The following is a 12,335-nucleotide window of genomic DNA, read 5'->3' on the forward strand; positions in this document are numbered from 1 at the left end:
ATGCGACAACTAAAAATTAGTAAGCAGATAACAAACCGGGAGAGTCAATCCCTGGACAAATATTTACAGGAGATAGGAAAGGTTGATTTAATTTCTGCAGAGGTGGAAGTTGATCTTGCTAAACGAATAAGACAGGGCGATCAGGCTGCACTTGAAAAACTTACCAAGGCTAACCTGAGGTTTGTTGTGTCGGTTGCCAAGCAATACCAGAATCACGGACTTACGCTGGGCGATCTGATTAACGAAGGCAACGTTGGTCTTATCAAAGCAGCGATGCGTTTTGATGAGACACGCGGTTTTAAATTTATTTCGTATGCCGTGTGGTGGATTCGTCAGGCAATACTGCAGGCTCTGGCAGAGCAATCACGAATCGTACGCCTGCCACTTAACAGAGTGGGGTCGTTAAACAAGGTGCTAAAAACATTTTCATTGCTCGAGCAAAAATTTGAGCGCGAGCCCTCTACCGGCGAACTGGCTGAATTTATGAATGTAACGCTGGAAGATGTAGAGACCTCCATGCGCACAGCGGGTCGCCATATCTCTGTAGATGCACCCTTTATAAACGGTGAAGACAATACGTTACTGGATGTGCTGGAAAATCGAGATGAAGAAATGCCTGACTCTGAGTTGATGATCGATTCATTGAAACTCGAAGTGTCGCGTGCACTATCTACACTGACTGTACGCGAGGCAGAAGTTATATCCTGTTACTTTGGTTTGAATGGCAGTAAGCCTATGACGCTTGAAGAGATAGGTGATCACTTTAAACTAACGCGTGAACGTGTAAGGCAGATAAAAGAAAAAGCCACACGCAGGTTACGGAGTACTTCGCGCAGTAAATCACTAAAGAGTTTTCTGGGCTGAATCGGATAACAATTCTCAATCTATCTATATCTAACATGGAATCTAAAATTTTCAGCACGTTTGCCAGCCAGGTATATGTTTCATTGTGGAATAAATACCGCCCGGCTATATTGAAGCTCATGCTGGCATCGCATGATAATCCGCAGGAATACGGACTATCAGCGCATGAGTTTAAAGCACTCAATCCCAAAGATCGGAATGGTTATTCATTTACGTTGAAAGCATACCAGGGAAAGGCGCTGAATAACATTCAGCAGTCAACGAACGCACAGGATTTATTATACATGCTTTCGCTCTCACGGAAAGCCAGCGAATTGATGGATACCGGTATATATGAGTTTACGCTTACCAAACAATTTAAGCTCCAGGTAACTAAATTGCCGGATGCCTAACGTGCGAATATGTAGCATAAATGATTTATACGTATGATACACAGGATAATTGACCGGAGCTACGTTGGGGAAGTATTGCAGCATCTCTATAGTTATAGCAACGAATTGCATATTGAAATTACGCTGCTTGCAAAAGGCGGCTACTTCTATAGGATAGACGAAAACGAAAAGCGAACTCCGCTGCAGGGAACTACCATTGAAGAAGCAGTAACATATTTAGCCAACAGAATTGCGCTCGATCATCCACACTCTAACTTCAGCTTTTGGTGGCGTGAGAATTTCAGCAGTAATTTTTAGCAATGAATACAAGGATATGGTATTAATTATACCTATATTTGTATAAGTATTAAGTTATAGGCGATTTAGTAATATTTCATTCTGTTAAAATATAATCATTCCCTCTCATTTCCGTTTCGGAAAAGCGATCAGAGTAATTATCATCAACATGGAAATCTGAAAGCTTGATACAATCATTTATTATTTAAAATTATGCAAGGAACAGTAAAATTCTTTAATGAAACCAAAGGTTTTGGATTCATTAAACCCGATGACGCTAAAGACGATGTTTTTGTTCATTCTTCCGGTCTTATCGATGAGATTCGTGAGAACGACCAGGTTGAATATGAAGTTGAACGTGGTAAGAAAGGCTTAAATGCCGTTAACGTGAAACGCGTTTAAACTGAGCGATTGAAATTGAAAGAAAGGCCTTCCATTAAGAAGGCCTTTTCTTTTTATAGCTGACAAGCCCTTGTTATTAAAATTTATAGTGCATTAAGAGGTATAAATCTGCTCAGAGAAATTGTTCAATCACACAGTATATCTGCTATAGTATATAGAATAGCTTTATAGATTTTACTGCGAGAAAATCGATAATTATTAGTGTGAGAGCTTCACAGAACAGTAAGATAGTATATATAATCTCCTTGCGAATAAATGCTTGGAACCCTTCATCTGAGTTCACGCAGACTATACTATATTTTTTTTACTTGTGTTGCATTTAAACCTCTTACTGTATTTTCAGTCTCAAATGATACCATATCACTCTCCTTTATTGCTACGGTTAAAGCATTTGCGTGTACAAAAATGCTCTCCTGTGTGTTGAGATCCTTGATGAATCCGTAACCTTTCGCTTCATTAAAATAACTTACGCGACCTTTTCGTAATGGGTTTACAGTAAGGCCACCTATATTTCGTGACCCCAGAACGATGTCTTCTCGTTTTACTACTTGCTTTCGGTGTGGGTCCGGAGGTGTTGATGATATATTGCCGTTCTCATCTACATAGGCCATCATCTCCTCGAGAGCCTGACCTGGTTTAGCGTTCGCTTTTCTTTCAGCTCTGCGCTCTTCTTTTTCTTTTCGCTTTTGTTGTTTCTTTTTTTCTTTTTCTCTTTTGCTGAATGTTCCGTGCATAGTGTATGTGTTACGGTTTATTATTACGTAGATAAAATTGCTGGATCGGTGAAGTAACTATTTTGCCAATGGCTGGGCGTTGGCATTTAATAACTTTGTTCGTAGTATAATCAGTGTTGCTGCTGCACTGTATCGATACAAAGAATGTACGTCATAGCATTATACCCGATCGGGAAAACGTTTTATTCATTGCTTAATAAAGCCTTTTTAGAGTTGAAATGGCTTATTAAATTTCTTCGAATAACTTATCGGGAGTGCGGAAGTTATTAGATGGAGCTTGTTAAGATCAGATGAGTAGATCGATAAAACTCCGTAAAGATAAGAATAATATATGTAAGAATCGTTTTTGTGCAAAGACTTCTTTATGCCAACGGATGAGGAGAACGTTTGGGCGAGAGGCTCGCGAATGGCAGAGATCATTAAATATGATAAATGAAAACGGAGAGAGCCAGGCAAATTGCCCAGTTAACCTTCAGTATATTTGAGATAAACCACGTTTAAGACAAAGAGCATCATGAAATTACGCCCCGAATCATTCCCTGAATTTCGAAGACACCTGGAGCGCTTTATCAAAATCAACGATGAGGAATTTGAGCAGATACTGGCGTATTTTACCTATAAGAAATTAAAGAAGCATGAAATCCTGATTCAAACGGGCGATAAAGTAAAATATACTTACTGGACGAGGAAAGGTCTTTTGATATCAACATTTATTGATCATGATGGTGGTGAACATATCATCCAGTTTGCCAATGAGAACTGCTGGATTACTGATCAAAATGCTTTCTACAACAGGGCCGAAGCTATATTTACGATTACCTGCAGGGAAGATTCGGAATTGCTTTGCCTTTCGTACAGGAACAGAGAGAAGCTTTGTGCCGGGATACATAAAATGGAACACTTTTTCCGTAAGAAAGCCAACGACAGTTTCGTAAAGCAACAGAGAAGACTTTTAACATTTCTTACTTCGGATGCTGGCAAGCGATATGATCTTTTGTTATCCGAATATCCTGAACTGATCCAACGCTTATCGAAGAAAGTACTCGCAGCCTACCTCGGTATATCCAGGGAAACCATGAGCAGACTCGGAAAGTGAAAAAGTGACAAATGTCAATTTTTAATAATTTGCTATTCTTGATCTTTACCTGAAACACTAGCAATAATCTTAACGTTACGAAAAGAAATATACTATGGAGTTTCGTGAAATTGCACCATCCAATATTCTGAAGCCCTATGTGGCCTGCTTTTATCTTTTCAAGTCTGATGAGGATATAGCATTTGATGACATCGTATTCCCGAGCGGGTATATGGAGATGGTGTTTAATCTCGGACAAGGTATATGGGAATCGTCTGTTGGAGATACGTTTGTCCAAACTCCCCGGATTGAATTATGGGGACAGATCACCGGACCGCTTGCCATAAAATCAAAAGGGAAACATGAGATGCTTGGCATCCGGTTCTATACACATTCGGCAGCGTATTTTTTGAATGATGAGATAGGTATATTCAACGATCAGGTATATGATCTCGCAGATATACTCGGCAACCCTGTGAAAAATTTGCATGCACTACTTTTGGAGACTGATGAACTGAGCGAACGAATTTCCTTATTGGAGAATTTTTTGCTGAAAAAAGTAGAGGCAGTTCAAAAGCGATCGTTGAAGATTGATAAAGTAGCCGATATACTGAACAGCATCCGGAAAGATGTATCCGGAAATAATATAGAGCACGTTGCTTCGCGACACGGTATCACTACACGTTATTTGCATAAATTAATTTACCAGCACACCGGTCTTTCACCCAAATCATTTGATAAGATCAACAGATTTCAGCGCAGCCTTAAACTCATTGCGCGAAATGAAAAGAATCTGACCTCTATTGCTTACGACTGTGGTTATTTTGATCAATCGCACTTTATAAAAGATTTCAAGTCATTTACCAGCGTTACACCCTCTGCTTACCTGGAGAATAAATTTCCCGTAAACCAGGTATTTCAACAACAGTAGAAACGGTTCCGATTTATACAATCACTATGTTTATTGCAGTAATAATTTTGAACAGAAATTATTATCCACGCATAAACTTAATAGTATGAATTTATTTGAAGTATTTTCTCAACTACATCAACAGGCAACACCTCTTCTGTTAGGCAATATCTGGGATGTGAACAGCGCCCAGGCGTTTGAAGCAAGTCAGTATAAAGCTATAGCTACCTCCAGCCAGGCCGTTGCAAAATCGCTGGGATACGAAGACGGTGAGCAGTTGCCGTTTGAAGTATTGCTCCGACTTGCCAGGAGAGTGGTGGAAGTAGTGCGTATACCATTTTCAGTTGATATAGAAGCAGGCTATAGCCGATCGTTAAAAGATATACTTGCGAATATAGAACAACTGCACGATGCAGGTGTGGTGGGTATAAATCTGGAAGATACTATTCCGGGAGCAACACGTCAGTTACGTGCGGCTGCTGACTTTCAAAAGGATCTTACGGCTATAGCCGATTACCTCAGCCGTAACAATATCAACCTGTTTATCAATGTGCGAACCGATGGATTCTTATTGGGAATGCCCAACGCGTTGCAAGAAACACTGGATCGAATCAGGCATTACGAAAATGCCGGGGCTGACGGAATCTTTGTTCCATGCATCACCGATAAGCACGATATTGAGCAAGTAGTAAAGGCTACACATTTACCTGTAAATGTTATGTGCATGCCTGATCTTCCTGACTTTAAGGAACTGGCTTCATTGGGAGTAAAGAGAATAAGCATGGGGCCTTTTGTGCATATATATGCCAACAAGAAAGTGGATGAAGCCCTCCGATCTATAGCAAGCGAGAATAGTTTCTCCGCACTTTTCAAATAGCTATATATAGTATTCTGCTTATTAAAGAAAAAATAAACAGTTCTGTTTTATACAATTTCAGGATTTCAGGTCGACTTAGCTTTGTTCTATTAACAATAAAAAATATTTAAAGATGAATTTACCAAGAAGAGCGGAAGATGCGCATGCAGCACTGGCAGCGGCTTTCAACACCAAAGATGTATTGACAGTAATGAACATGTATGATGTTACGGGCATCATTGTTCCTGAGCCCGGTAAACCTGTTTCAGGCAAAGAGAAATTTGAAGAAGCTATAAAAGCTATTCTGGCGATTGAAGGAAAGATGGAGATCAAAACCGTTTACTGTCTTCAATCCGGTAACGTTGCTGTGGGGCGATCGGAATGGAACATTACCGATGGCAGCGAAGTAAAGATCAGCGCCAAAGGTATAGAGTTGATGAAGCAACAGGCCGATGGCACCTGGAAGATCGTAATCGACCATGCATTTGGTGCGGAAAAAGATCTTGTTGCCTGAGGAATTTCGTAACAAAATGAAGTAAATGAGGCCGTCTCAAAAGTCTCCTCTTGAAAAAATGCCCTTAAACAATCCAGTCCTTTATTTGGTGTACATATATACTTACGATATAGTATATGACTGACCAAAACTAAAAAAGACTTTTGAGACGGCCTCATTTTACTTTCGTAATCTCTCAGACTATAGCGATGGCGAGATCAAAACGCATAATGGCGAAGTCCGCCATCAACAATAGCAACCGTGCCGGTAATATACTTTGCGCGGGGTGATACCAGAAAGGTAGCCATGTTCGCTATATCCTGTGCTGTACCAAAATTGCCTAAAGGAATTTCACGTGCAGAAAATTCTTTACGGGCCTCGCTTGAAAATATCCGCTGCGTATTGGCGGTATCGATGAGGCCAGGTTGAAGACAGTTAACCGTAATACCATAGCTTCCCAGTTGTCCTGCCAGTTGTTTAGACCATACCGCTATACTTGCTTTGGCAATGGCAGAAGCATTGACAGAACGTAACTCGTATGTACTGGTAATATTCAGAACAGAGCCTTGTCTGCGTTTCATCATATGCGGAAGAAGGTGTTGTGTCAATTGACGATGCCGGTTAAAATCGAGTGTCATAGCGTCAGCCCATTCCTGTTCTGCCCCGTTCACATCCAGCGGGCGACTGCGTCCTGCATTGTTAATAAGAATATCAACGTATCCTAAATGGGTAAGTGCGGCATCGGCAATTTTTTGTGGTCCATCGGCAGCAACAAAATCCTGTACGAGAATTATAGGTTCAACGCCTCCTATAATGGCAATCTCTTCTTTGAGACTGCGGAGTAAATCTTCATTGCGTGCGGTAGCCAATACTTTTACACCTTCTATCGCCAGTTCTTTTGTTATAGCTCTGCCCATTCCCTGGCTGGCGCCACTCACCACAGCTGTTTTTCCTTTTAAGTATAGATCCATAAAATTTGTATTTGAAACTTTCCTGCAAAACTAGGTGTAGCCTTTATTCGTACAGGTAGTAGAATCAATTGTATGGTACTATAAAAATTGTAAGTAATGGCAAACAGAAAAGAAAACTCAACGTATAGCCGTAACGAGAAATCGATCATTGAATGTGATCTTACCTATGTAGTCTCCAAAATTGATGGCCGGTGGAAACTGCAGTTGTTCAGTAAACTCGAAGAGCGTAAATTCAGATTCAGCGAACTAAAAAAGGAATTTTCTTTATCACCGAGCGCATGCTTACACTGCAACTGCGCGCTATGGAACAGGATGGCCTGGTGAAGCGAACGGTCTATGCAGAAGTTCCTCCCAGAGTTGAATACGAACTAACAGAGATGGCGTTAGAGTTAAGTCCTATTTTGAAACAGTTGAGTGATTGGGGAAGTAAACACAGGAAGTTAGCAGCGACCGAGTCTACAGCAGAAATCTCCGTATAGTCTTCGCGTTGCTATAGGTATGATGCTAAATTTTATATTTTAACATAACTCCGGAATACCCCAGGCATCCCATTCAATATTATCCTATAGATCGCATAGAGTATTATAAAAAACGATACACAAAGTATTGAAAGTTTTCATCTTAACACTTGGGAGCGAACCTACCGGGGCATTTCTTTGTTCAAAAAACAATCGCTCCACCATTTATTCTATTTTATCGATACTTGACACATGAAAATACTTTTAAACTACCTGAAGAATTATAAAGGCCTTATTGCCATCGCGTTACTGTTGGCCGCCACCAGTCAGGTGTTCTCGCTTTTGGATCCGCACATAACCGGTAAAATTGTTGATAATTTCATCGAGAAGAGAGATGCTCAATCTCGATCCGAATTTGTAACCGGCATACTTTACCTGGTAGGATTGGCCGTGGGAGCTGCCATGGTATCGCGTATAGCGAAAAACCTGCAGGATTATTTTACCAGCATCGTTGTACAAAAGCTTGGTGCTAAAATGTATGCCGATGGATTGAAGCATTCACTGGAGTTGCCGTATCAGACTTTTGAAGATCAACGCAGCGGTGAAACATTGGGTATACTGCAAAAGGTAAGAACCGACTCCGAAAAATTTATCACATCCTTCATCAGCATTTTATTTTCAAGCCTGGTAGCCATGATCTTCGTGGTGGTATATTCTTTAACGGTAAGTTATAAAGTTACGCTGGTATATTTTGCTGCTGTGCCTATTATAGCACTTACCAGTTGGTTGCTTAGCCGCAAGATAAAAGTGGTGCAGAAAAACATTGTAAAAGAAACTACTTCGCTGGCAGGCTCTACTACGGAGTCGCTGCGAAATATAGAGTTGGTAAAGAGTTTAGGACTCGCCAGCCAGGAGATCAAGCGACTAAATAATACGACCTATAAAATACTCGACCTCGAATTGAAAAAAGTAAAGTATGTAAGAGGTATGAGTTTTCTGCAAGGCACCACCGTAAACTTTATTCGAAGTGTGATGGTGGTTATTCTGCTCGTACTCATTTTTGATAACGAGATATCGGCCGGTAAATATTTTACCTTCCTGTTCTATTCGTTCTTCCTGTTTACGCCACTGCAGGAATTGGGCAACGTGATCATCGCCTTTCGCGAAGCAGAAGTATCGCTTGTCAATTTCAATCGCATATTGAATTTACCGAAGGAAGCCAGACCAAAAAATCCTGTGCAGTTAGGACGCATCACCGACCTCACCTTTAAAGATGTAGGCTTTCAACATCAGTCCGCCAGCAGAAATGCATTGAACAAAATATCTTTTGAAACAAACAACGGTAAGACTATTGCTTTTGTAGGCCCTTCGGGTTCCGGCAAAACTACACTGGTTAAACTATTGGTAGGCTTGTATCACCCGAAGACGGGCGAGGTATTATACAATGGTATATCCGGTGATAAGATAAACATGGATGAGTTACGCGAGAAGATCGGATTTGTAACACAGGACACGCAGTTATTCTCCGGTACCATTCGTGAGAACTTGTTGTTTGTAAGACCGGATGCTACCGATGAAGAATGTTTGACGGTATTACAAAAAGCAGCATGCCAGTCGTTGTTAGAGCGTGCTGATAAAGGTCTTGATACTGTGATAGGTGAAGGAGGCGTAAAAGTTTCGGGTGGTGAGAAGCAAAGACTTTCGATAGCGCGTGCATTACTTCGTCAGCCAGATATACTGGTTTTTGATGAAGCTACTTCGTCCCTGGATTCCATTACCGAAGAAGAGATCACCGAAACCATTCGCGATATATCTACCGTGAGAAATCACATCACTATTCTGATAGCACACCGGTTGTCTACCATAATGCATGCCGATAAGATCTATGTACTCGAAAAAGGTAACATCGTTGAGTCCGGGAGGCACGAAGAGCTGTTGCTGGAAAAAGGTTTATACTATGCCATGTGGCGTCAGCAGATAGGCGAGGCCGTTAATACAAATGCAAAAGTAGAAAGTGTTTAGGCTCTTATAGGTTAAGACTTTATTATAGAAAGAGACGTACATGTTAGTACGTCTTTTTTTATAAATATACTTTAATAAACGGGGTAATCGGTAAACGATATATATAATATGAAATCATTAAAACTTTCTTTTTAGATTAGTCAAAAATCTGAAGACGCAATGATTATTGATGGATTGTGGAAAGGTGAATACGTTTATGATGAATATTGTAAAGTTCCGTTTAAACAGACAACTGTTCCTTTTAGTTTAAGTATACGGCAATCGGGTATTATGGCCATGAGTGGTGGCTTTGAAGGTATCTGGCAGGATGATACAACGATCAGCGACATTACTGTTCCCGGTAATGTATATGGTGTGCTAAAGGAAACCGAGTTGTTTTTTGTAAAGCTATATCCGCGCACATACGGCTATGCGCATGACAGAAGCTTCTTTGTGGGCGATGAGCCTCACCCGGAGATTCACTATACGGGCCGGTTCTGGAAAGAAGATATATTCGAAGGCACCTGGCGTATAGAGCGAACCTTCCGCAAGGTAAACGGAAGGTTGTGTGAGATTGCTGAAAGCTCCGGGCTATGGTGGATCAAAAGAATATAAGATCAAACATCTATAATGGTGCATATATAGATCAGTTAGAGCCCAGGGTCAGTCCTTTTATCTTTATCAGGTAATCTTCCTTTCCTAACTGGCTGAGTATATCTGCCGATTTTTGCAGCATATATATACTTGCCTGGTCGTTGCTTCGTGAAGGCTGTTGTGCCTGGTCGTAGTAATAGTCAAACACCTGGTGGGAGAGTTTTTCCGCCAGCTCCTTTTTGCCCAACGCCAGCAACATTTGTGAAGCCTGCAGACTTGTGAAGGTCGGTGTAAGATGATCGCGATATACTTTCTCGGTAGCGATCGTCAAAACCTTTTCTGCCATGGCAGGATTACCTTCTTCATAAAACGCCTCTGCCAGTGTGTTGAAGGTCTGCTGCAATGGTACGATCATGCGAAGCATATAGTCTTCATAATTAAAATATACATGCTTGTCGGATAGGTTACTGTAGTCAGCACGCTCTACCAGGTTTTTGTACATGAGCGTTGTGTTCATGGCGATGCCATCTTTTTGAGGATGTACCGGTAACAAGCGAAATACAGTTCCTTCCTGCACCATATAGGGTCTGAGATCAAGCCCGAAGGTATTGAGTGAAGTATAGTTGAAATATACCGGTCGTTGCCACGCATTGCTTATTACCAGGTCGAGGAAAGCCAGTGCGTTTTTCTCCAGGTAATTTTCGGTTACACGCACCATCAGGGCATCGTTAACAGAGTCATCGTTCAAAAACTTTGCCTGGTCACTGGCTAAAAACTGTTGTCGGTGTACCGGGATCTTTAATGTTCGTGAGGGCAACACCGTATACTCGTCACCTGTTCGTGACTTCATACGCAATGCCGGGTGTTCCGCTTTCAGCAGTGCCAGGTATTTTTCGACATCTATACCTTCCTGTATACTTTCCTGCAAATAAAGAACATCGTTAGGCCCATACTGCCGGTATGCCTCATCGGGTAAGGATAAGTTGAATGCCTTCGATTTATAGTATGCCCTTTTCAGCTGACCGATATACCAATCGGTGTTGAAATAACTGAGCACCACTACGCGCACATCGGTGCGATAGCCTTCCACTTCCTGTAAATACCAGAAAGGAAAAGTATCATTGTCGCCACCGGTAAAAAGTATAGCGTTGGGTGCGCAACTGGCGAGTGTATTGCGTGCATGGTCGATCTGAAATGTGCGACCGCTGCGATTGTGATCGTCATAGTTCTGGTAAAACATCCAGACGGGTACTGCAAAGCAGATACCTGTTACTATCCACGTAAGTGCTTTCCACTGCTTTGCCCAATGGTAGCACGCTATAAACCCGATACCAATCCAGATACAGAAAGCTATATAAGAGCCTACATATATATAGTCGCGTTCACGCGGTTCGTTCGGTGTTGAGTTGAGGTATAACACCAGTATAAGACCGGTGAGTAAAAAGAAGGCAGCTGTTGATATAAAGTCTCTCCGGTTTTTCTGAAAATGAAATATACTTCCGGCTATACCGATCAACAGCGGAATCATCCAGTATTGATTATGGGCGCGCTCTGCAAACTGCGCTGATCCGGAGGAGACCGCATCCCACGGTGCAAGCCAGTCGCTTCCCTGTACATCGCCATCGCGGCCGGCAAAATTCCAGAGTAAATAACGCAGGTACATGTGGCCGATCTGGTATTGCAGCAAGAAGGCTATATTCTCTGCAAAACCCGGTTTCTCTCCCGGTTTGAGTCCTGTCCATTGCTGGTATAGTTGCACGTGAGCCGGATCGTTGCTATAGATGCGTGGCAATATCGTTTGCCGATGCGGAGTATATTTATATTCGGATAGTGTTCCGGTAAGTTCATAGTGATCGCTGCCTTTGTGATACATTCTTTTGCCAGGCTCTACATCTTCTATTTGTGCATCAAAGTAAGGGCCATACAGTAATGGTCTTGAAGGATACGACTCGCGGTTCATATAGGCTTTGATCAACGAAAGATTCTCAGGATTACCTTCATCTATAGGCGGATTATCGTTTGAGCGTACGAACATCATACCGTACGGAAGAAAGCCTGCCATCAGAAATACAACGGCCCAGGTATACGCCTGACAGGAAGTATACTTTCGAAGCAGAAACACAAACAGAAACACCATGCCTGCCAGTACAATCAACGCCCCGCTATAGAAAGCAAACCCGAGACTATTTACCAGGAAGAGATCAACATAAAATGCCAGTTCAAATATACCAACAGCAATGAAGCGGTTGATGAACAGAATGATGAGCGCACCAACAGCCGTCCACAGGAGTATGCGCCACCACGCACGT

Annotated in this window: 14 protein-coding genes; 11 read left to right on the top strand and 3 right to left on the bottom strand. The window is 41.7% G+C overall.

All coding sequences use genetic code 11. The features are described from left to right. From VIN08_RS14975 to VIN08_RS14990, 4 genes are all read left to right on the top strand, one after another. The gene (locus VIN08_RS14975) at window positions 1-864 is read left to right on the top strand and encodes an RNA polymerase sigma factor RpoD/SigA (RefSeq protein WP_331966721.1); all 864 of its coding nucleotides are present in this window, start codon (window positions 1-3) and stop codon (window positions 862-864) included. Window positions 865-899: 35 nt separating this feature from the next. Beyond that, window positions 900-1,256 (top strand): hypothetical protein, encoded by a 357-nt coding sequence (locus VIN08_RS14980; protein ID WP_331966722.1) that lies wholly within the window; start codon window positions 900-902, stop codon window positions 1,254-1,256. 33 nt (window positions 1,257-1,289) lie between these two features. Further along, window positions 1,290-1,553, top strand: a complete 264-nt coding sequence (locus VIN08_RS14985; protein WP_331966724.1) for a hypothetical protein — start codon at window positions 1,290-1,292, stop codon at window positions 1,551-1,553. Window positions 1,554-1,742: 189 nt separating this feature from the next. Next, complete coding sequence (locus tag VIN08_RS14990) at window positions 1,743-1,934, top strand: cold-shock protein (protein WP_331966745.1); 192 nt, start codon at window positions 1,743-1,745, stop codon at window positions 1,932-1,934. Between the two features lie 293 nt (window positions 1,935-2,227). Here VIN08_RS14990 and VIN08_RS14995 read toward each other — a convergent pair whose 3' ends face one another. Continuing rightward, a complete protein-coding gene (locus tag VIN08_RS14995) occupies window positions 2,228-2,668 on the bottom strand; it encodes a cold shock domain-containing protein (RefSeq protein ID WP_331966726.1) in 441 nt (146 codons plus the stop codon). Between the two features lie 514 nt (window positions 2,669-3,182). Between VIN08_RS14995 and VIN08_RS15000 the strand changes: the two genes are divergently transcribed. The 4 genes from VIN08_RS15000 (at window position 3,183) to VIN08_RS15015 (ending at window position 6,023) form a co-directional block, all read left to right on the top strand. After that, complete coding sequence (locus VIN08_RS15000; RefSeq protein ID WP_331966727.1) at window positions 3,183-3,764, top strand: Crp/Fnr family transcriptional regulator; 582 nt, start codon at window positions 3,183-3,185, stop codon at window positions 3,762-3,764. A 94-nt stretch (window positions 3,765-3,858) separates the two neighbouring features. Next, window positions 3,859-4,674 (top strand): helix-turn-helix transcriptional regulator, encoded by an 816-nt coding sequence (locus VIN08_RS15005; protein WP_331966729.1) that lies wholly within the window; start codon window positions 3,859-3,861, stop codon window positions 4,672-4,674. An 85-nt stretch (window positions 4,675-4,759) separates the two neighbouring features. Continuing rightward, window positions 4,760-5,530: an isocitrate lyase/phosphoenolpyruvate mutase family protein gene (locus tag VIN08_RS15010; protein ID WP_331966731.1), complete on the top strand. Its 771-nt coding sequence runs from the start codon at window positions 4,760-4,762 to the stop codon at window positions 5,528-5,530. A 112-nt stretch (window positions 5,531-5,642) separates the two neighbouring features. Next, complete coding sequence (locus tag VIN08_RS15015; protein WP_331966733.1) at window positions 5,643-6,023, top strand: YybH family protein; 381 nt, start codon at window positions 5,643-5,645, stop codon at window positions 6,021-6,023. Between the two features lie 197 nt (window positions 6,024-6,220). Here VIN08_RS15015 and VIN08_RS15020 read toward each other — a convergent pair whose 3' ends face one another. Further along, window positions 6,221-6,973 carry an SDR family NAD(P)-dependent oxidoreductase gene (locus tag VIN08_RS15020; RefSeq protein ID WP_331966735.1) on the bottom strand — a complete coding sequence of 251 codons (753 nt, stop codon included), beginning with the start codon at window positions 6,971-6,973 and terminating at the stop codon, window positions 6,221-6,223. A gap of 257 nt (window positions 6,974-7,230) precedes the next feature. Between VIN08_RS15020 and VIN08_RS15025 the strand changes: the two genes are divergently transcribed. The 3 genes from VIN08_RS15025 to VIN08_RS15035 all read left to right on the top strand — a co-directional run bounded on the left by VIN08_RS15025 (window position 7,231) and on the right by VIN08_RS15035 (window position 10,047). Further along, on the top strand, window positions 7,231-7,452 hold the full coding sequence (locus tag VIN08_RS15025) for a helix-turn-helix domain-containing protein (RefSeq protein ID WP_349257896.1): 222 nt from the start codon (window positions 7,231-7,233) through the stop codon (window positions 7,450-7,452). 231 nt (window positions 7,453-7,683) lie between these two features. After that, the gene (locus tag VIN08_RS15030) at window positions 7,684-9,453 is read left to right on the top strand and encodes an ABC transporter ATP-binding protein (RefSeq protein WP_331966739.1); all 1,770 of its coding nucleotides are present in this window, start codon (window positions 7,684-7,686) and stop codon (window positions 9,451-9,453) included. A gap of 159 nt (window positions 9,454-9,612) precedes the next feature. Then, entirely contained in the window at window positions 9,613-10,047 is a 435-nt protein-coding gene (locus tag VIN08_RS15035) for a hypothetical protein (RefSeq protein WP_331966741.1), read from the top strand. A 31-nt stretch (window positions 10,048-10,078) separates the two neighbouring features. Here the strand turns inward: VIN08_RS15035 and VIN08_RS15040 are convergent. Beyond that, on the bottom strand, window positions 10,079-12,335 hold a 2,257-nt coding region (locus VIN08_RS15040), incomplete at its 5' end, for a DUF2723 domain-containing protein (protein WP_331966743.1).

The organism is Ohtaekwangia sp. (assembly GCF_036568665.1).
GTDB lineage: Bacteria > Bacteroidota > Bacteroidia > Cytophagales > Cyclobacteriaceae > Ohtaekwangia.

Coding starts and splice junctions, on each gene's coding strand:
- VIN08_RS14975 (WP_331966721.1), top strand. CDS start 1: ATGCGACAACTAAAAATTAGTAAGCAGATAACAAACCGGGAGAGTCAA.
- VIN08_RS14980 (WP_331966722.1), top strand. CDS start 900: ATGGAATCTAAAATTTTCAGCACGTTTGCCAGCCAGGTATATGTTTCA.
- VIN08_RS14985 (WP_331966724.1), top strand. CDS start 1,290: ATGATACACAGGATAATTGACCGGAGCTACGTTGGGGAAGTATTGCAG.
- VIN08_RS14995 (WP_331966726.1), bottom strand. CDS start 2,668: ATGCACGGAACATTCAGCAAAAGAGAAAAAGAAAAAAAGAAACAACAA.
- VIN08_RS15000 (WP_331966727.1), top strand. CDS start 3,183: ATGAAATTACGCCCCGAATCATTCCCTGAATTTCGAAGACACCTGGAG.
- VIN08_RS15005 (WP_331966729.1), top strand. CDS start 3,859: ATGGAGTTTCGTGAAATTGCACCATCCAATATTCTGAAGCCCTATGTG.
- VIN08_RS15010 (WP_331966731.1), top strand. CDS start 4,760: ATGAATTTATTTGAAGTATTTTCTCAACTACATCAACAGGCAACACCT.
- VIN08_RS15015 (WP_331966733.1), top strand. CDS start 5,643: ATGAATTTACCAAGAAGAGCGGAAGATGCGCATGCAGCACTGGCAGCG.
- VIN08_RS15020 (WP_331966735.1), bottom strand. CDS start 6,973: ATGGATCTATACTTAAAAGGAAAAACAGCTGTGGTGAGTGGCGCCAGC.
- VIN08_RS15030 (WP_331966739.1), top strand. CDS start 7,684: ATGAAAATACTTTTAAACTACCTGAAGAATTATAAAGGCCTTATTGCC.
- VIN08_RS15035 (WP_331966741.1), top strand. CDS start 9,613: ATGATTATTGATGGATTGTGGAAAGGTGAATACGTTTATGATGAATAT.